This is a genomic window from Rhodococcus sp. NPDC019647 (assembly GCF_044389235.1).
Classification (GTDB): Bacteria; Actinomycetota; Actinomycetes; order Mycobacteriales; family Mycobacteriaceae; genus Rhodococcus_F; species Rhodococcus_F oxybenzonivorans.
Genome location: NZ_JBIRXS010000026.1, coordinates 77,025 through 96,100 on the forward strand (window position 1 = coordinate 77,025; position 19,076 = coordinate 96,100).

Sequence of the window (19,076 nt, forward strand, 5' to 3'; positions counted from 1 at the left end):
TGTGGTTCTGGTAGTTGGAGGCTCCGGCCGCCTGGAAGGTTCCCACACCGCATGAGTGTCCCGCGTCACACAGATCGGTGGTGGGAGTTGGGCCGGGTTGGCGGTGCCGGTCCGGGCCCGTCCACGCTAGGGTTTCGCCCGGCGCGCACATCACCGGTGCGCGCAGGTCGACGACGGGAAAGGGGGGTGGGTGTGGACAGTGCCGCACGGGCCGGGCAGCCGGCCGATGACCCCTCCCCCGCCGCCCCGGTGGCGCCGCGGGAGCGCGCCGAGGTGTTGCTGACGTCGATCACCGGGAAGATTCTGCGGCCGTTCGGGTATGACGCGATCAGCGATCTCGCCGAGCAGCGGGCCGCCGCGGTGGGGCAGACCCGGTCGGTGGTGGTGGTCGGTGAGGTCAAGCGGGGCAAGAGCTCGTTGGTCAATGCGCTGGTCGGGTGGCGGGATGCGTCCCCGGTGGGGGTGGACGTGACGACGTCGACGACGATCAGCTTCGGTGAGGCCACGCCCGCGCAGCCGGGTGGGAGCGCGCAGATCCTGTTCCCGGACCGGACCGAGCAGATTCCGCATGCCGACCTGGCGGACTGGGTCTCGTGCGAGGGCGCCCATGTCACCGACGCTAGGGCCCAGGAGTTACCCACCCGGGCGATCGTCCCGGTGACGGGCAGCCGGCTCGGTGATGTCACCGTGGTCGACACCCCGGGGGTGGGCGGGTTGGATCCGTCCTACGCGGTGCTGGCGGAGGCGTCGGCATCGCAGGCGTGTGTGTTGGTGATCGTGTGCGATGCGAGTACCCCGCTGACGGCACCGGAGATGGCGTTCATCGATAAGGCCGGGTCCGCGGTTGAGTCGCTGATCGTGGTGGTCACCAAGACGGATAAGAACATTCGCCGTTGGCGGCTGATCGTCGAGGAAGATCGGGAGCTGCTGGCGCGGCATCTGGGCCGGCAGGTTCCGGTGGTGGGGGTGTCGAGCCTGCGGGCGGTGATCGCGGCGGAGATGCCGCCCGGCCCGGACCGGGACGCAGCGGAGGTGCGGTCGGGGATCACCGAGCTGCGGGAGTTGATCGGGTCGAAACTCGGTATCGCCGACCATCTTCCGGCGATCACCGGGTTGCGGACCGCGGTCGAGGGATTGGCGGGGTTGGCGGCGGATATGCGCACCCAGATCGGGGCGATCACCCGCAGCGGTGAGGTCATCCCGGATCTGACCGCGCAGTTGGCGCAGTTGCGGGGCCTGAAAGACCATTCGGCGCAGTGGGAGCAGTATTTGCAGCGGGATCTGACGTTGATTCGTCAGCACGCCACCGATGATCTCGACCGCAGCCTCGACGGTATCCGGGAGAAGTGGACGACCCGGATCAACAAGAACGGGATGGCGGTGTTGCGGCGGAACCCGCAGCATTTCACCGCGGAGATGGAACGCGATTTTCAGGCGGCGATGGCCGGGGCGGTGAATCTGTTCCTCGAGCAGCTCTACACCCAGATCGTGCAACCGAGGTTCGCCTCGGAGGTGATCTGGCACGAGATTTCCGAACAGGTCCTCGCGACGTTGTCGAACCGCACCCTGGAGACCCATCAGGTGGCCGGGAAACGGCAGGGGCTGCTCGATCCGTCGATGATCACCATGGGGGTGATGAGCTCGTCGATGCTCGGCGGTCTGATCGGGGTCTCGGCGATGATGGGGGTCGGGGCGGTCGTCGGCGTGGCCTGGGTGGGGTTCAATCTCGGGTTCAAGGCGATGCGGGCCGGGAAGACGAATCTGCTGGCCTGGCTGCGGGAGACGATCGCGACCACGAAGACGACCACCGCGCGGATGCTCGAATCCACCCTCGCCCTGGCCCGCCCGGAGATCGTGATTCGCTACCGCGAACACGTGAAGACCTCGATCGAGACCTTGCAGAAGCAGATCAAGGACGCCGAGGACACCATGCGGACGGATCAGGCCACCCGGGAGAAGAAAGTGACCCGGCTGGAGAACAATCTGCGGGTGGTCGAGAACAACATCACCCGCGCCGAAACGTTGATCGCCGAACTGTCCACCCCCGCTCCCCCGGCTGGTATTGGGGGTGTGCGGTGACGGCCACCCCCGCTGCCCCGGGCTGGGATCCGGTGCGCGCCGGTCTGGATCGGGCGTTGCATGCGCTCGCCGGGCTGGCCCCCGATCTCGCCGTGCACGCCAACCGGATCGGGCAGATCCTCTGGTCACCGTCGCGGATCGTGATCGTCGGCCGCCTCAAGGCCGGCAAATCCACCTTGGTGAACGCGTTGATCGGGGCGCCGGTCGCCGAAACCGCCGCCCTCGAGGCCACCAGCATCGTCGCCGTCTACCAGGATGGTGCCCCCTCCCGCGCGGAGGTGGTGTTGCTCGACGGTGGGCGGGCACCGGTGCATCTGGCCCGCGGGCACACCGCCGAGCTGGGGGTGCCGCCGGAGCAGGTGGCCTATGTGCACCGGTGGTTGCCGTCCGCGGCGATCCGCGATTTCACCCTGGTCGACACCCCCGGTCTGGCCACGTTGACCGCCGAGAACGAGGCCCGCACCCGCCGGGTCCTGATCGACGGCTACGAGCAGACCCGCACCGCATCGGTCGACGCCGATGCCGCGGTGTTCCTGTTCGACTCCGCGCCGCGCGCCGACGAGATTTCCTTCCTCAAACAGCTCGGGTTCACCCCGCTCAACACCCTCGGGGTGCTGTCGCGGGCGGATGGGTTCGGCGAAGGCGCTCTGGGGCAACGGAACCCGCTTGAGCATGCCATCGCCCATGCCCGGGTGTTGGCTGGGCGGCTCGCCGACACCGTGATGACGGTGATGCCGATCGCCGGGTTGCTCGCCGAAACCTCCCACACCGGGGCGCTCACCGAGGCCGACGCCCGCCTGTTGGCGTCGCTGACCGGGCACGGGCCGCTCGACGTCCTCGACCTCCTCGATACCGATACCCCCACCGCCCTGCCGCCCGCGGTGCGGGATCGGCTCCTTGATCTGCTCGGCGAGTACGGGATCGTTCATGGCCGCGACGTCGCCGCTCGCGGCGCCGCCGCTCTGAACGAGTGGTTGACCGCGCATTCGGGGATCCCGCAGCTGCGGGGGGTGCTCTCGCAGCATCTGGGCCGGTTCGCCGCCGTGCACCGGGCCAGCCGGATCATCCGCGAACTCGACCAGCTCGCGTTCACCCACCCTGCCCGCGACCAGATCCGGGCCGTGGTGGACACCCTGCGCCGCGATCCCGCCCTGCACACCGTGGTGTTGTTCGAGCACCTGCGGTCCATGCTTGAGGCCGACCCCGGATCCTCCGTCACCGCCGAACTGCGCCGCCTCCTCGAACACCGCACCCCGGCCGGGCAACTGGGCCTGCCCGAGGGCGCGGGCCCCGAGCAGGTGCGGATCAGCGCGCAGCAGAAGTTGAACTGGGCGCACACTCAGGCCCTGTCGACCATGACCGCCGCGGAGGACGCCGCCCTGATCGTGCTGGCGCACACCTACAGCACGATCGCCGCCACCTGACCCCCACCATGAGCGCGGACCCGATTTTTTGGGTGTGGGCGGGGTGGGAACCTTTTCCCCGCGGCGCGCATCGAACTGGTACCCGCTCGATCGAGAAGACCCCCTTTTGTGTGGAAGGACCCCTTGTGATGTTCTACCGACCGTCCGAGCCGCTGCCGGTGGACCGGCGTGACATGATGCCCGGGCGCGGCCATGCCGTCGCCGGATGTGGTTCGAGGGGTTTGAGGTCGGGGGGTTGCAATGTCTAGGCCGGACTGGTTGCTGGGGATCGACTTCGGTACCTCGAACACCGCCGCCGCGCATACCGGTGCGGTCAGCGGTGTGGTGGAAGCGTTGCAGCTCAGCCATAACCGCACCACGATGTCCTCGGCGGTGTTCGTCGAATCGCCGCACCAGATCGCGGTCGGGGACGTGGCCACCAACCGCGCCGAGACCAACCCGGCCGCCTACCTGCCCTCCCCGAAACGGGTGATCGGTCAGGACGTGGTGCACGTCAACGGTTACGCGATCCCCTCGTCGGTGCCCGTTGCCGCGGTCCTCGATTCGGTGATGGCGCGGGCTCGGGCCGCGCACGCCGGGCAAGCCCCCGCCCGACTGGTCCTCACCCACCCGGAGGCGTGGTCTCCCCGCGAGATTCAGGTCCTCCTCGACGCGGCCGCCCAGCTCGGTCTCGATGCCTCGCAGGTGACGACGGTGTCCGAGCCGCGGGCGGCGGCGCACTACTACTCGCGCTCGCACACCCTGTCCCCGGGTGCGAAGATCGCGGTGTTCGACTTCGGTGGCGGCACCCTCGATATCGCGGTGCTCGCCGCGAACGAGCACGGCACCTTCGACGTGGTCGCCGCCCGCGGTGACAACGGGCTCGGGGGGAAGAACTTCGACGCCTACATCCGCCGGTGGGTCGACGAGCAACTCGAGGCCCGCAACCCCGAACTCGGTGACTATCTACGGTCCGCGCCGATCGATATCCGGCACGCCCTCGACGATTCGATCCGCCGCGCCAAGGAACTGCTCTCGGAGGCGCCGTCGGCGACCATCACCGTCACCGGCGGCGGGCACACCGAAAAGTTCCAGATCACCCGCGAGGAGTTCGAGGAACTCATCACCCCCGCCGTGGAGAAGGCGGTCACCCTGACCCGGGCAACGCTCGCCGACGCCCACGTCACCGACCCCACCGGGCTGCACGCACTGTATTTGACCGGCGGATCCTCCCGGATCCCGATCGTGCAGGACCACCTCAAGGCGCTGGGGCCGATCGCCACCCTCGACGACCCGAAAACCGTCGTCGCGCAGGGCGCGATCGCCGCGGCCGCCCCGATCGTCCGCGGCCTCGGCAACACAACCGTTGTGGGCGGAGCCCCGCGGTACACGCACCCAGGCCCACCACCGGCCTCCCCACCCCGCAGCCCGGGCGGTCCGGCAGCGACCGCCCCCATCCCGAACCCCAAACCCGGACCCGGCCCGGCGACCACCTGGCAACCCACCGACGCCCCTGCACCCACCGGCACCAACACCAATGCCGGTGCCAGTGCCGGGCGGAAGAAAGCGATGGTGCTCGGCGCCGCAGCCGCCGCCATCGTGGTGATCGCCGGGGTGATCGGGGCGATCACCCTCACCGGCGGCGACGAGAATGCCGCCGATCCCCCGGCCGCCGCGGCCGGTGACCCCGCAGCCGCCGAACCGGCGGGCGCCTCCGGGAACGGGGCCACCGAGGTTCCGACCACGAAAGAGGCTGTGCTGGCCGCGCTTCCGGCATCGTTGCGGTCCGACCTCACCGAGTGCAAGGGCACCGGGGAGACCGAGAAGGGTGGCGTGGAGATGCAGTGCACCCTGAAAGAGGGCAGCGCGTTGACCGCCGGGATCTCCGATCAGGATTTCCAGTCGATCATCGTCAGCGTCGACGCCGCGGAAGCGAAGAAGCGGGTCCTCGGGATCCGGCAGGGCTTTCACAACGACACCACCTCCACCGACAACGAGATCGTCGAGAACATTCCGCGGACCGCGGCCGCCCACATCGACGGTCCGGGCTACGCGGGCACCTACTCGATCTGGTACGCCAACGGCTCGACCGGGGTGATGGCCAGCTTCGGCGACGCCCAGGGCCTGGCCGGGGCGAAAACGTTCCTCTCCCGCGCCGGCCTGATCAACTAAACCCCCACCAACCACGCACGTTTTTTGCGCCCGCCCCGGCTGTGTTTCCGGGGCGGGCGCCGCGCTGTGCGCACCGGTGTTCGGGTGCGGGGAAAAGTTTTTCGGCTCGGCCGGGAACCTTTCGGGGCGTTCACCGCATCCAACTCTCGACAACGCAAAGGGAACACCACTTCCCCCGCCCCGTAACTCCCCTGACGACAAGGACTTCTCATCATGAGCAACCCCCGCAGCGCCCAGGACACCCCGACCGCCGCCGCGACCTCGGCCAGCCCCAACCTGACCGGGGACCCTCAGGACGCCACCTACACCACCGCCCCCACCGCCGGTAGTGGGCAGCCGCCGGCGGGTGACCCGATCCCCGCCGCGGCCCCGACCGGCCCGGACACCGGCGGTGATACCGATCTGGGCGCGGGAACCGCAGCCGACGGCGATACGGGCGTCGTCGTAGGCGGCGAGTACTCCTCGCCGCGCGATGTCGACGGCGACGGGCTCGTGGACCTGATCCACAGCCGCGTCGAGGGAGTCGAGACCATCACCCATATCGACGAAGACGGCGCCATCACTCTCGTCGAGCAGGACACCGACGGCAACGGCACCTACGAGACCGGGATCGCCCCCACCGCGGGCGGGGTGCGGCTCGCCGAGGACCTCGACGACGACGGCACCGTCGACCTCGCCACCCACCTCGACTCCGCCACCGGCGCCCCGGTCCGCCAGGACGTCATCGAGGGCGGGCTGATCACCGACACCCAGTTCGACACCAACGCCGACGGCAACCCGGATCTGCACCTGATCGACAGCAACGGTGACGGCCGCTTCGACACCGCGGCCCTCGACACCGACGCCGACGGCATCACCAACGACACCCTGGTCGACACCAACGGTGACGGCACCTTCGACCTGCGCACCACCGACACCGACAACGACGGCTCCCAGGAGACGTTCGACACCGCCACCGACGGGCACCTCGGGTCGATCGAGCAGTTCGAAGCCCTCATCCCCGCCGAGGACCACTACCACGAGCAGGCCGGCACCTCCCCCGGCGAGACACCGGCCGAGCCCACGCCCACCGACCTGGCCTGACCCCACCCCTAGCCCGACCCACCCCTAGCCCGACCCACCCACCAGGACGCCCTCGCACCCCCGGCCAGGATTCGGCCGGTGGGTGCACCCCCACCCTTGCCACCTGCCGACGTCGGGTGCGGGCCGACAACTCACCCGGGAGAGCACCGAATGGATGACATGCACGCGGACCTCACGGCCGCCGCCTGGTCCGCCGGCCCACTCGACGACGACACCTATCTCAGCGAACCGGCCCCGGCCTTGGAGGACCTCGACCCGATGGACGGCCCGGTTGACGAGGATTCGTTCACGGGAATCGCCGACCCGCCGGCAGCGGTGGATCTGTCCGGCATCGACCTGAGCGCACTCGACCCCGATCTCGGCCCGCCCCCGGTACTCGCGCCGCCGCGGGACGAGGCAGACGCGGCGGCGGCCGACCCGGTACCGGTCTCGGAGCCGGGCACCGCACCCGTTCCGGCCGCCGAGGCGAGTGGTGACGGGGTGTACGGGGACCCGGTGGAATGGTCGGTGAACTGGTTCTACCAGCAGGTCGACGGGTACTGCGGGCCGTCGAGCGCCGCGCAGGTGATCGCCCAGTACACCGGGGTGGTCATCGACGACCCCCAGGAATTGGTCGACCGGGCCCTCGAACTCGGACTCATGCAGGACGGTGACCCCACCCTGGGCATGACGTTGCCGAACCTCGAGATCCTCCTCGAGGATCAAGGGGTGCCCTGCACGGTGCAGGACAGCTCGATCGACGACCTGAAAACGAAACTCGACGACGGCTACGGGGTGATCGCGATGGTCGACTCCGGGGAGATCTGGCACCCGGACCGCGAAGCCGGAGAAGACGACACGGCCGATCACTTCCTCATCGTCGCCGGCATCGACGAAGCCCGTGGGGTGGTGATCCTCTCCGACCCCGGCGCCCCGAACGGCAACCAGCTCGAGGTGCCCATCGACCAATTCCAGGATGCCTGGGCCGACTCGGGCCAGCGGATACTCGTCGCCGACACCCCCGACCCCGACCTGGCCGACCAACCCGACCAACCCAGGGCGCCGGTCGCGGAGGCGTCGCCGGTGGCGGTGACAGCACCCGATCGGCGGTGGGCGATGATCGACCTCTAGTCGCCGGTCGCTACCAGCCGACGACAGGTCGGGCGTGCACACTGGACTACGCCACCTCACCGGCATCGGTGACGGTGACAGGAAAAGAAACTTGGTGATCGGCGGGAACCTTCCGGCGATCCAGTGCATCCAACAGGTGGGCGTGCGCTGTGCCGGCGCACCGACAGACTCCAAGGAAACGAGGTGAGAGCAGCAGTGGACGACGATTCCGTCCTTGCCGCACTGGGGGTATCGGGTAGCGCGCTGCCGCCCGTGCCCGACGAGGTGTGGGCGCGGACCCTCGCGATCGCTCTCGACCCGACCACCGCCCCCGTCGACCCCGGCCTCGTCCCCGACCTCGACGACACTCCAGCCGTACCCGAGGACGACGACATCATCCTGCTCGACGACGACACCGACCTCGACACCGACGGTGACGGCACCAGCCACGTCACCGACCTCGATACCGATACCGCCGCCGGCGCCGACGACCCGGATGTCGACCTCCCGGCAGGCGAGGATCTTCTTCTCGCTGACGACAGCGTCGACCCGACCCTTCTCGGTGTCGACGACCCAGCCGATCCCGGCATCGACCTCGGCGGGCACCACGACATCGACCCGCTCTAACCCACTACGATCCCGCCCTCCCCGTTTCTGATGTGGTTCGCAGCGGAGTTCCTGGCCGGGCGGGCTGTATGTGACGGCGGGTACGATTCCCTCGGCGCCCGGGGGCGGCGAAAAACAGTGATCACGGCACGGGGGGACCAGACATGGATGACGCGGACCTGATCGCGGCGTGCCGCGGCGGTGATCATCACGCCTTCGCCGAGCTCGTCGGCCGCTACCGCACCAACGCCTGGCACGTCTGCCTGCAGATCACCGGCAACACCCACGACGCCGAAGACGCCCTGCAGGACACCCTCACCGCCGCCTGGCAGAACCTGCCGAAGTTCCGCGGCGACGCCCGTTTCAACACCTGGCTGCACCGGATCGCCGCCAACGCCGCCCTTGCCGTCGTGCGCCGCCGCAAGAACACCGACAGCCTCGACGACGCCGAGGGCGAGTACGGCATTCTCCTGGAAGATCCCGCACCCCGATTCGACGACCAGGTCACCACCATCGACGCGGTCCGCCGCGCCCTGGCCCAACTCCCGGAAGACTTCCGGGTCGCGATCGTCCTCGCCGAGTTCGCCGCCCTACCCTACACCGACATCGCCGAACACCAAGGCGTCACCGTCGCCACCGTGAAAACCCGAATCCACCGTGCCCGTAAGCAACTGGCCACCCTGCTCACCCCCGCGCTCGATCTTTAGAAGGCTCCTGCCGCGTGGCGCGGTGGCCACACCCCGGGGTCAACTATCACCAGCGCTGAGCGGGAAATGATGCTGACCTTCATGCTGTTCCACCCCTCCGCATGGCCTGTCCGTGAAACGCGCCGAATCGTCGCGGTCCGGGCGCCCTGCCGTTCGGATCCTCGGTGGTGCGGGAAGATGACCGGGTGAGTGATCCTGGACTGCTGCCCGACGACTACCGCGACTTCCTCGAACACCTCAAGACGCAGGTCCAGCAGGCCCGGATCCGGGCCACACGGGTGGTCAACACCGAGTTACTGCTGCTGTACTGGGACATCGGCCGTGCGATCCTGGACCGCCAGCATGCCGAGGGGTGGGGCAGCAAGGTCATCGACCGCCTCGCCGTTGACCTGCGTTCTGCGTTTCCCGAGATGCGCGGGTTCTCCCGCAGCAACTTGCATTACATGCGGAAAATCGCCTCGGCGTGGCCGCGGAGCGCATTCGTCCAGCAAGCTGTTGGACAAATTCCGTGGGGACACGTGACGGTGCTGATCGACCGCCTCGACGACCAGGCCACCCGTGACTGGTACGCGGCCGCGGCGTTCGAACACGGCTGGTCCCGCAACGTCCTGTCCCATCAGATCCGGAACCGGCTCGACCAGCGGATCGGGGCGGCGCCGTCCAACTTCGCCGACCACCTGCCCACCGGTGACTCCGACCTGGCGCAACAGTTGGTTCGAGACCCCTATGTCTTCGACTTCCTGGATCTGAGCGATCGGGTCGCCGAGCGGGAGCTCGAGGCGGCGTTGATGGCCCGGTTGGAGCGGTTCCTGCTCGAGCTCGGGCACGGTTTCGCGTTCGTCGGCCGCCAGTATCACTTCGAGGTCGACGGTGACGATTTCTACATCGACCTGCTGTTCTTCAACTGGATCCAGGCCCGGTTCGTGGTGGTCGAGCTAAAGGTCGGCCGGTTCGAACCCGAGTACGTCGGCAAACTCGGTTTCTACGTGTCCTGGATCGACGAGAACCTGCGCGATCACACCCAGCACGCCCCCACCATCGGGATCCTGCTGTGCGCCGGCCGCAACGACAACGTTGTCCGCTACTCCCTGGCCGGGACCACCGCACCGTTGGCCGTCGCCGACTACACCTACGCGACCCTGCCTGCCCCCGTTAGGGAACTCGTCCCCACCGACGACGAACTCGCGTCCGCAGTCGGCGAGACACTCACCCATTTGGAGGCGAGCCGAGGACCTGACGGTGATGCACAGCTATGAGCGATCGGTGAGATCGGTGAGAGGATGGCCAACGCGCTACCCGCGGCGTATTCCGTGACCCAGCTCGGGCCTTGATCCCGTTGGCTGTGAGCACGAATAGCTTTCTTACTCAGCTGTAATGCCAGCAATGCACCATTGTGAATTCATGTGACGACGATAGAGAGGGCGACGATGGATAGCGATCACCAGGCACAGATCCCACGCAGAACTCGGCCGCAGCACACCGAGCACGGATACGGCACCTACGAATGGGACCCGCAGCACGGGGTGACGTTCCGCATGGACCTCGACCAGTTCGGCACCGTCGGCGGCGTCCCGATCAGCCAACACGCCCCGCCCGTGGCGCCGACATCACCGTCTTCCCCGATCCCCCACTCCCGGTGAAAAATCCTCGATACTCGAACGCATTTAGGAGGACGACCCTGTGACCGGCCGGACCACCGACGACCTCGAGCGTGACCTCGCCTTGCTCGCGAACGTGCGCGCCTACCTCCGAGACGCGGAAGGGCCGGACTTCCGCATCCCGACCACCGCCCTCGACCAAGTCCTCGACGAACTCAACAGCCACGACCCAAAACACTGACCCACGCCACCTTCCCGGCGAACACAAGTTCGCTCTCGGTCGATCAGCTGGCAGCAGGTCTGGCTCGACCCGAACGGTCTTCTCGGCCTGCACTTCTTCAACCCGGTCCCGGCCAGCGAATTGGTGGAAATCGTCGTCGCCACCAAGACTTATACGCAACTGATTACAGATGCCCAGAGATGGGTGACCGCGCTGGGCAAGACCGCCATCACTGTCACAGATTCTCCCGGATTCGCGTTCTCACGGCTAGGTGTCGCCATTGCCCTCGAAGCGATGCGGATGCTCGAAGACTGCGTGGCGTCGGCGGAAGATATCGACACCGCGATGACCTTGGGTTACAAGCACCCGATGGGGCCGCTGCGCACCACGGACGTTGTCGGACTGGACGTACGGCTGGCGATCGCGGAACATCTCGCCCGCGAGGTCGGTGATCGCTTCGAGCCGCCGGCAATCCTGCGCGAAAAGGTTGCAGCCGCATACCTTGGCCGAAAATCCGGTCAAGGATTCCGCTCCTGGTGAGTCCCGCCAGCGACTCTTGTTCCGAGCCGGCCCGCAGCTATCGGAGCCCCTGCCCGCCCGGGCTCCGATAACGCAGGCTAGTTCGGCAGATGCGTGAAGAGGTGATACACGTCGAGCCTGCGCGCTGCTCGGTCACCGCGTCGATGACCTCGCCTCGGCCGTGTCCTGCTGTGCTATGGCCACCTCCAGTCTCACGATTTGCTCGCCACAGGGGAAATCGCATAAGCGGCACACGGGCGTGAATGTTGGAGTTCGCGTGCAGCGGGCGGATCCGAGGCATCTGTGTGCACAACCAGCATGCGCGCAGGCATTGCCCGTACACCAGGAATTGCGTTGTCGCACTAGCACTATTACGTTTCGCCGATAACGGCAGTGAAGTCAAATCACACGCCGGGTATCGCATCAGATGAGTGGACCCGACCGTGCGGATCGGGAACTTGTACCGCTCGGAGATCTCCAGATAACCCCTGGACCACGTGCCAATGTGGTCCGGCGGGGCAGTTCGCGTCATCGCGCACGAGTCATCGAGGTGCAGGGTGGCCGACGCGGACGGCCTCGGCACCCGTTTCCGGTTACCGAGGCCCTCTGGGTGCCGATCAATCCACCCTGAGGTGGGTTCCGGCGGTTTCCCGCATCCGGATGGCCCCCAGCAGCACTAGTGCGGCGCAGACGGCGAAGAATCCTGCCGGTGCCAGCGAAACCTGGGTCAGGTCGACGAGCCATGCACAGAGGAAGGGCGCCGTACCGCCGAGGATGAGCTGCGCGACGTTCATTCCGAGCGAGATCCCGCTGTATCGGACTCGGGCACTCATCAACTCTGCGAAGGCGGAGAACGCCGGGCCGATGGACAGGGAGACCGGGATGCTCAACAGAACCTGACCGAGGACAGCCGCCGCCGTGGAGCTTCCGCCCATGAGGGCGAAGGCCGGCAGGGGCAGCAGCAGGCCCGTGATCGCCGCGGCCAGGAACACCCGACGCCGTCCGATCCGGTCGGAGAGGTGTCCGGCGGCATTCATGAGGACGGCCCCGAAGACCAGTGCCAGACACGTGGATGCGAAGGACATCTGTGCGGTGTGGTCTCCGACGGTCTGCATGTGGATCGGCCCGTACACGTAGGCCACGTAGTGGCCGCCGGTGAACAGTGCCGACAGGCATGCGATGCGCACGATGGTGGGTCGCCAGTCGCGGAAGAGGACGACCGCGGGTACCTTCGCTACCTCACCGGACTCCTTCAGTTCCTCGAACTGCGGGGTGTCCTCCATGCGAGATCTGATCCAGATCCCGATGAACGCCAACGGCAGGCTGAGCAGGAACGGGATACGCCAGGCCATGTCCTCGATTTGCTCGGGGGTGAAGGCCGAGTTGACTGCCAGCGCGGTCAACGCGGCAGCGAGCGAGCCGAGGTTGATACCGACGTTGACCAGGGAGGTCAGCCCGGCGCGCTTGTGCCGGGGTGCGGACTCGGCCACGAATGCGGTCGCACCGCCGAGCTCTCCGCCCGCGGCGATGCCCTGCAGGCATCGAAGCAGCACCAACAGAACCGTTGCCCAAATTCCGATCGTGAAATAGGTTGGCAGAAGCCCGATTCCGAGAGTGGCAAGACACATCAGAATGATCGTCCACGACAGCGCCCGCTTGCGGCCGTATCGGTCACCGATGTGCCCGAAGAGGATTCCGCCCGGGATACGCAGGAAGAAGGCCACCGCGAAAGCCGCGAGCGTGCCCAGCAGGGCTGCGGTCGGATCCCCACCGTGGAAGAAGAGCGCGGCGAGGACGGTGGCCATGTAGCCGTAGATGCCGAAGTCGTAGTACTCGACGACGGTGCCGACGATGCTGCCGGTGACGACCCGGCGAAGGGAGCGTGGTGGCGCGTCGCCGGTCGGGCTGTCAGGGTCGGTAAGGGGTGCCGCGTGCTCGGACTGCGTTGTCATGAGTTTCTCCTGAAGGACTAGACGGATCCGCGGGTCAGCCCTGCAGTTGGTTCCAGACCTCACGGTCACGCTCGGCGGTCCAGATGACGGGCCGCTCGATGCCCGACAGTTCGTCCCACACCCGGGAGACGTCGAAGGGCAGGCAGTGTTCGAAGATCGGCCAGTGCCCGTACTGCTCGTAGAGTGCGGCGTGGGTGGCCTCGAAGGCCTCCTTCAGGGTGCCCCCACGCTGCTGTACTGCCCCGACCTCGGCGAGCATGACCTCGATGAAGCGGCGGGTCTGCTCGATCGCGGCGTCGACGGCGTCCCGCCCGTGGGAGACGGCGCCGCGTCCACCGATCAGGACCTCCGCGCCGAGCGCCTTGATAGCGTCGAGGGTGCGAGTGGACCAGTCGCGATGGAAGGCGTCGCCGGTGTAGAGCGCGGCCTGCGCCTCCACCAGGTCGCCGGCGAACAGGATTTTGTGCTTCGGCAGCCACGCGACGACGTCGCCCTCGGTGTGCCCGCGACCGAAGTGCTGGAGCACCAGGTCGCCGCGGTCGCCGCCGAGGTCGATGGTGAGCTTGTCCGCGAACGTCACCGTCGGCCAGGTCAGACCCGGCACCAAGTCGGCGCCCTTGGCCAGGCGCGGCATGCGTCCGAATTCGCTTGCCCAGTCTTCCTTTCCTCGCTCCTCGATGAGGGCACGGGTGGTCTCGTGCGAGACGATGGTCTCGGCGTCGAACGCGGACGCACCGAGCACGCGGACGGCGTGGTAGTGCGAGAGCACCAGGTACCGGACCGGCTTGTCGGTGTGTTCACGCAGCTTGCGCAGCCAGTCCTGAGCCGCGACCGGGGTGGCGAGCGCCTCGAAGCAGACGACGAAATCCTCGCCCTCGATGGCGCCGATGTTGGGATCGCCCTCCGCCGTCAGCGCGTACACGCCGTCGGCGAGGACTTCCAGGGTCTGTTCCTTTTCCCCGAGGTCGGCCGAGGACGCGAAGGAGGGTGCGGTCATTGTTTTCTCCGAGCGGTCGTGATGTCGTCATAGGGCTCGTGCCATATGCACACTCATAACGTTAGGTAGATCACGTTCCGCCCTCAATGTCCCCGAACCCAACACTTAGGCATAGATGATGTGCTTGAAACCATCGGTTCACTGTCCCCGCCCCCGATCACCGGCGGCACCCACGCTCAGGTATGGCCCTGGGGGTCCACGATTGCGGTTGATACCACTTACCGTCGTGAGTGGCAGGCGCACTCCACGCCGGGGACGCCTCGAGTACACCGTGCTGACCATGGTGTACGCAGTGTCACGCCCGCAAATATCCTGCACCGCAGGATAAGTCAGTATCGCGTCATCGCAATCACAGTCGGCGGTCGTTCTGGTCGGTACGCTCGGATTACTGGGGAGGCTCCGCATCCAGAAGTGGCCGTAACTCGAGCGCCATCCTGATCCCCAGCAGACGGGAGCCCTCCGACCAGTCGGCACCGAGCAGGGATGCAACCCGAGAGAGCCGAGCTCCGACCGTGTTCACATGCACGTGAAGTGCAGCAGCGGCTTTCGCCCGGCTCCGCTCGGCGGTGAAATAGGCCGACAGCGTCTCGACAAGGTGACCGTCGTGGGCGTTGTCGTACTCGATCAGGGGAGCGAGAGCACGGGCGACGAACTCGACGGCCCGGTCTGCCGCTTCCGGTACGCCAAGGACGCCGAAGAGGCCCAGGTCGGCCAACTCGGCGCCGCCGCCGCGTCCCAGTGCGACGAGGAGTTCGGCGCATCTGCTCGCCTCGTCGTACGACGCCCGAAGGTCGATGAGAGCTTCGATCGGACCGGCGCCACCGACGGCTGTGGACAGGGCAGCATCTCGTAGGTGCGCCGCCAGCGCCTTGGCCGCGCGACCAGCGTCCCGGCCCTCCAGTAGGACGAGAGTCGATTGCAGATACTCCGCGACCACAGATCCCGCCGGTGCCCACCGCGCGACCGCTGCCCGAATTCGTTTCCGTTCGCCGTCTCGGGATCGCACGACCAGAACGATGTTGGATGGTCCCCACATCAGCCCGGATCGTTCTGAGCGGCGCCGAAGGGCGAGTCGATCCATCGGCACGCCTGCGAGGAGGTCCACCACCAGTTCTTCGCGCGATCGCGCCTCTTCGTCGAGAGCCATCCGGCCGAGGACGAGCACGAGGGCGAGGGCAGTAGCACCACGCTCGAGTACGCCGTGTTCGACGGCGTCGAGTTCGGCACGATCGACGAGGACCCGTACCAACGGAACACCGCGCGCCGCCACGGTCACCCCCGACCACGGCTGCCCGTCACCGTCGACGGCGGACTCGTCTGCCTGCGCCGGCGTGAAGTCCGGGGTGGCGTTGCGAGAGGACCACAATATCAACCCCTCGGCGTCGAGGACCGCGACGTCCCCGTCGAGAATTTCGGCGATTGCGGCCGCGACGTCGTCCACTCCTCCGCCTTCGAGGACGGTCTGCATCATCCGGCGGTGTGCCTCGGAGATGGACTCGAGGGTGCGGGCTCGTTCGTCTGCAACAGCGTGTGAGGCGGCCAACTCGGCGGCCGCGCGCCGGGCCTCTTCGAGCGCGTTCGCCGCGTCGAGTGCGACCGCCGACAGTGCAGCCAGAGACGACAGCAGAGCAATGTCTTCGGGCTGGTACTCACGCGGATGCCGATCGGCGGCGTAGAGGACTCCGACGACATCTGATTCTACCGATAGCGGCACGCCGACGATCGCGACGATGTGTTCGGAACGCACTGCGTGGTCTACGTTTTCGGTGTGCGAGAACCTGTCGTCCTCGAAGAAATTGCTCGTGGCATAGGGCACTCCGTCCTGAGCCACGAGACCACCGAGACCGATCCCGATCGGCAGGCGGGTGGTGCGGATGGGAGTCGAAGCCATACCGTCGGTGACCCTCATGTAGGTGTCGCGTCGATCCCGATCGATCAACGCGATGTAGGCCACGTCGGCCGCCAGGATGCGGCGGGCCCGCCGGACAACGGCATGCAATAGGCGATCGACGTCACCGATGCGAGTGAGATCCTGAGCCGTCTCGAAGAGGACGGCCAACTCCGACTCTCGACGCTCATGACGTTCGAGCACGGCGGTGGTTCGTAGCGCCAGTCCACGCAGCCGTTCAAGCTCTGCGAGGCGCTCCGGACCGGCTCCGGACTCCGCCGCGAGGCGCACCTGCTCATCGAACGCCGAGGCATCGGCACCCCTCGCCAGCAACTCCAGGAAAACGCCCTCGTTCACGGGTTCATCATGCAACGACGAATCGGATCGAGAACCCGATTGAGGGCTCACTCCCGTTGCCGACTTGACTCAAGGCGTTGGAGGGACCGACCGTGTTCCCGCCTCCCCCGACGTGCTGGACGCCCCGGATCAGGCGCAGACCTTGGGCTTGAGCCCGCGGCATGCCGAGGACTTCCGACGGGGGCGCTGGACATGGGACTGACCCAGTGCACGGACCCCACAACGCGCCCTCCGGCCGGTCGGGGGAGCTTTGAGCCGGTGGCACCCCTGCACTGCCTGGAATGCCGCAACGCCTGGATCCTTCCCAGCGACCTGTCCCAGCTTCTGCTGTTCGCCGACCACCCCCCACCAGCTTCGGATGCGACTGTCCCCGCATCAGTTCGGCGATTTGTGGAGACAAACGCACACCGACCTCCACGCCCTTCTAGACGAGCGCACGGACGAAGAAAAGGCCCGCAAGTACATCGATGCCGGTCAGGCCACTCTGTACCTGCCACTGGCCGCGAACTTGGAGTTCAGCAGTTGAGCATCCAACGATCGAGCCCCCAGTCCAACGCGGCCTTCGACGCCGACGAACCCGTCATCGAATCCCATCCGCTGCTGGCCGACGGGGAATGGAACCTCACGGCGTGGACGATAGTGACGATGTCGTCGACCAACAAGGGTGCCTGCGGCGACCGGGGCCGGTCCACTGGGGGCAGCTTAGTGGTCTGACCCGTTAATTCGTCGGGGTTTTTGCCAGGCGGTCGGGTCGCCGAGGTAGAGCCCACACGCGCAGTCGAGCGCGTCTTCGGGACTGCCGGCGAAGTTCCCGCTGGGCAGGACCGAGTCCTGGTACTTGCCGCTGCTGCCGAGGTAGATCGCGAATCCCCACACACTGGCGGATCCGCCGTACCGCAGTCGCATCAACGGAATCACCGTCCCGTCGGTCAGCACGCCGTCGACGTAGGCGAAGTTGCTGCGGAATCGGGTGTTGATCGTGGCCAGTTCCGGCCACCGGGTCCGGACCCGATCCAGCAGTTTCCAGCGCAGTGAGCTCTTCGTCGATTCCGGTGGCGTCGGCATATTTGTGATGGTGCCCGATCAGCGTGACTTTCGTGGCGGCCGGCGTGTCGTTGCCTCGGGAATTGCTGTGGCCGGTGTGGTGTATGTGCCGTGAGTGATCCAAGTAGTTCTTTCTCGGATGGTGTGTCGTGGTGATGGTCAGCCCGTACCGGGTGGTGTTGGCGGGCACCGACCGCGAGATGCTCGAGGGGTGGGTGCGGGCCGGGAGCCCACCGCAGAGGACGGTGCTGCGGGCATTGATCGTGCTGATGGCCGCCGACGGCGACTCGAACGCCCACATCGCAACCGAGCTCGGTGTCTGCGTGGACACGGCCCGCAAGTGGCGGGCCCGGTTCTATCACCGAGGAGTCGAAGGACTCACCGACGCCCCGCGCTCGGGACGCCCGCCGAGGTATTCCCCGTCGCAGGTCGCCGCGGTCAAGGCGTGGGCCTGTCAGCTTCCCACCGAGCACGAGCTCCCCCTGTCGCGGTGGACCGGTCCGGAGTTGGCCCGGCAGTTGTTGATCGACGGAATCAGCGCCTCGGTCACGACGGTCCGACGCTGGCTCGCGCCGAACGCCCACAAACCCTGGCAATACCAGTCGTGGATCTTCATCCGAGACCCGCAGTTCGAGACGAAGGCCGCCGTCGTCCTCGATCTCTACGCCCGAAGGTACGACGGAGTCGAGTTGGGGGCGGACGAGTACGTGATCTCCGCGGACGAAAAACCGTCCATCCAGGCCCGACAGCGCTGCCATCCCACGCAGCCGGCCGGCACAGGCCGGCCGATGCGCGTCAATCACGACTACCGCCGTGGTGGGGCACTGGCATATCTGGCGGCCTACGATGTCCACCACGCCCGGGTGTTCGGCCGATGTGAAACCACAACCGGCATCGACCCTTTCACCGCCCTCGTCGACCACGTCATGAGCCAGCAGCCATACGCCTCTGCCGAGCGGGTGTTCTGGATTGTCGACAACGGGTCCTCGCATCGTGGGCGAGCCGCGATCGATCGGCTGGCCGCGAGGTATCCGAACGCGGTGATGGTCCATACCCCGAAGCACGCCTCCTGGCTGAACCAGGTGGAGATCTACTTCTCGATCATTCAACGCAAAGTGCTCTCACCCAACGATTTCGAAGACCTCGATGTCGTCGAACGGCGCCTGCTCGACTTCGAGGACCGGTACAACGCCACCGCTGTGCCGTTCAAGTGGCGCTACACCACCGCGGAACTGCACCGACACCTCGAACGACTCGACCACCACGACCGAACCCGACAAGCGGCATGACCCCCGACGAATTTATGAACCCAACCACTTAGTCACGGCGGATCCCGAACAGGGTTGAGGACACCAGTGCCTC

At 67.0% G+C, this 19,076-nt stretch carries 16 protein-coding genes and 1 pseudogene; 13 read left to right on the forward strand and 4 right to left on the reverse strand.

All coding sequences use genetic code 11. The annotated features are described in order from the left end of the window. The first annotated feature begins 192 nt into the window (after window positions 1–192). From ACH49N_RS30720 to ACH49N_RS30770, 11 genes and pseudogenes are all read left to right on the forward strand, one after another. The gene (locus ACH49N_RS30720) at window positions 193–2,079 is read left to right on the forward strand and encodes a dynamin family protein (RefSeq protein ID WP_358276469.1); all 1,887 of its coding nucleotides are present in this window, start codon (window positions 193–195) and stop codon (window positions 2,077–2,079) included. Further along, window positions 2,076–3,503: a GTPase gene (locus tag ACH49N_RS30725; RefSeq protein WP_358276468.1), complete on the forward strand. Its 1,428-nt coding sequence runs from the start codon at window positions 2,076–2,078 to the stop codon at window positions 3,501–3,503. The genes ACH49N_RS30720 and ACH49N_RS30725 overlap by 4 nt, the downstream gene beginning before the upstream one ends. A gap of 240 nt (window positions 3,504–3,743) precedes the next feature. After that, on the forward strand, window positions 3,744–5,654 hold the full coding sequence (locus ACH49N_RS30730) for an Hsp70 family protein (protein WP_358276467.1): 1,911 nt from the start codon (window positions 3,744–3,746) through the stop codon (window positions 5,652–5,654). Window positions 5,655–5,867: 213 nt separating this feature from the next. After that, window positions 5,868–6,737, forward strand: coding sequence for a hypothetical protein (locus ACH49N_RS30735; RefSeq protein ID WP_358276466.1), 870 nt, complete (start codon window positions 5,868–5,870; stop codon window positions 6,735–6,737). 150 nt (window positions 6,738–6,887) lie between these two features. Then, a complete protein-coding gene (locus tag ACH49N_RS30740) occupies window positions 6,888–7,847 on the forward strand; it encodes a C39 family peptidase (protein ID WP_358276465.1) in 960 nt (319 codons plus the stop codon). Between the two features lie 183 nt (window positions 7,848–8,030). Beyond that, the gene (locus ACH49N_RS30745) at window positions 8,031–8,453 is read left to right on the forward strand and encodes a hypothetical protein (RefSeq protein WP_358276464.1); all 423 of its coding nucleotides are present in this window, start codon (window positions 8,031–8,033) and stop codon (window positions 8,451–8,453) included. Between the two features lie 143 nt (window positions 8,454–8,596). After that, window positions 8,597–9,139, forward strand: a complete 543-nt coding sequence (locus ACH49N_RS30750; RefSeq protein ID WP_358276463.1) for a sigma-70 family RNA polymerase sigma factor — start codon at window positions 8,597–8,599, stop codon at window positions 9,137–9,139. 185 nt (window positions 9,140–9,324) lie between these two features. After that, the gene (locus ACH49N_RS30755; protein WP_358276462.1) at window positions 9,325–10,395 is read left to right on the forward strand and encodes a PDDEXK nuclease domain-containing protein; all 1,071 of its coding nucleotides are present in this window, start codon (window positions 9,325–9,327) and stop codon (window positions 10,393–10,395) included. 171 nt (window positions 10,396–10,566) lie between these two features. Next, window positions 10,567–10,779 carry a hypothetical protein gene (locus ACH49N_RS30760; protein WP_358276461.1) on the forward strand — a complete coding sequence of 71 codons (213 nt, stop codon included), beginning with the start codon at window positions 10,567–10,569 and terminating at the stop codon, window positions 10,777–10,779. 40 nt (window positions 10,780–10,819) lie between these two features. Beyond that, window positions 10,820–10,978, forward strand: coding sequence for a hypothetical protein (locus ACH49N_RS30765; RefSeq protein ID WP_358276460.1), 159 nt, complete (start codon window positions 10,820–10,822; stop codon window positions 10,976–10,978). Window positions 10,979–10,983: 5 nt separating this feature from the next. After that, window positions 10,984–11,497: pseudogene (locus ACH49N_RS30770) on the forward strand (3-hydroxyacyl-CoA dehydrogenase family protein); the annotation flags it as partial. A 596-nt stretch (window positions 11,498–12,093) separates the two neighbouring features. Here ACH49N_RS30770 and ACH49N_RS30775 read toward each other — a convergent pair. The 3 genes from ACH49N_RS30775 to ACH49N_RS30785 form a co-directional block, all read right to left on the reverse strand. Continuing rightward, complete coding sequence (locus ACH49N_RS30775; RefSeq protein ID WP_358276459.1) at window positions 12,094–13,428, reverse strand: MFS transporter; 1,335 nt, start codon at window positions 13,426–13,428, stop codon at window positions 12,094–12,096. A 34-nt stretch (window positions 13,429–13,462) separates the two neighbouring features. Then, the gene (locus ACH49N_RS30780) at window positions 13,463–14,425 is read right to left on the reverse strand and encodes an MBL fold metallo-hydrolase (RefSeq protein WP_358276458.1); all 963 of its coding nucleotides are present in this window, start codon (window positions 14,423–14,425) and stop codon (window positions 13,463–13,465) included. A 385-nt stretch (window positions 14,426–14,810) separates the two neighbouring features. Continuing rightward, window positions 14,811–16,670 (reverse strand): GAF domain-containing protein, encoded by a 1,860-nt coding sequence (locus ACH49N_RS30785; RefSeq protein ID WP_358276457.1) that lies wholly within the window; start codon window positions 16,668–16,670, stop codon window positions 14,811–14,813. Window positions 16,671–17,192: 522 nt separating this feature from the next. On the opposite strand from ACH49N_RS30785, the gene ACH49N_RS30790 reads away from it, so the two are divergent. Continuing rightward, window positions 17,193–17,384 (forward strand): hypothetical protein, encoded by a 192-nt coding sequence (locus ACH49N_RS30790; RefSeq protein WP_358276456.1) that lies wholly within the window; start codon window positions 17,193–17,195, stop codon window positions 17,382–17,384. Here the strand turns inward: ACH49N_RS30790 and ACH49N_RS30795 are convergent. Further along, on the reverse strand, window positions 17,373–17,735 hold the full coding sequence (locus ACH49N_RS30795; protein WP_358276455.1) for a hypothetical protein: 363 nt from the start codon (window positions 17,733–17,735) through the stop codon (window positions 17,373–17,375). The two genes, ACH49N_RS30790 and ACH49N_RS30795, sit on opposite strands and share 12 nt — an antisense overlap. Before the next feature lie 134 nt (window positions 17,736–17,869). Here ACH49N_RS30795 and ACH49N_RS30800 point away from each other — a divergent pair, with 134 nt between their 5' ends. Further along, window positions 17,870–19,003 (forward strand): IS630 family transposase, encoded by a 1,134-nt coding sequence (locus ACH49N_RS30800; protein ID WP_358276529.1) that lies wholly within the window; start codon window positions 17,870–17,872, stop codon window positions 19,001–19,003. Window positions 19,004–19,076: the final 73 nt, after the last annotated feature.

Coding starts and splice junctions, on each gene's coding strand:
- ACH49N_RS30740 (WP_358276465.1), top strand. CDS start 6,888: ATGGATGACATGCACGCGGACCTCACGGCCGCCGCCTGGTCCGCCGGC.
- ACH49N_RS30750 (WP_358276463.1), top strand. CDS start 8,597: ATGGATGACGCGGACCTGATCGCGGCGTGCCGCGGCGGTGATCATCAC.
- ACH49N_RS30730 (WP_358276467.1), top strand. CDS start 3,744: ATGTCTAGGCCGGACTGGTTGCTGGGGATCGACTTCGGTACCTCGAAC.
- ACH49N_RS30735 (WP_358276466.1), top strand. CDS start 5,868: ATGAGCAACCCCCGCAGCGCCCAGGACACCCCGACCGCCGCCGCGACC.
- ACH49N_RS30760 (WP_358276461.1), top strand. CDS start 10,567: ATGGATAGCGATCACCAGGCACAGATCCCACGCAGAACTCGGCCGCAG.
- ACH49N_RS30775 (WP_358276459.1), bottom strand. CDS start 13,428: ATGACAACGCAGTCCGAGCACGCGGCACCCCTTACCGACCCTGACAGC.
- ACH49N_RS30800 (WP_358276529.1), top strand. CDS start 17,870: ATGGTCAGCCCGTACCGGGTGGTGTTGGCGGGCACCGACCGCGAGATG.
- ACH49N_RS30795 (WP_358276455.1), bottom strand. CDS start 17,735: ATGCCGACGCCACCGGAATCGACGAAGAGCTCACTGCGCTGGAAACTG.
- ACH49N_RS30780 (WP_358276458.1), bottom strand. CDS start 14,425: ATGACCGCACCCTCCTTCGCGTCCTCGGCCGACCTCGGGGAAAAGGAA.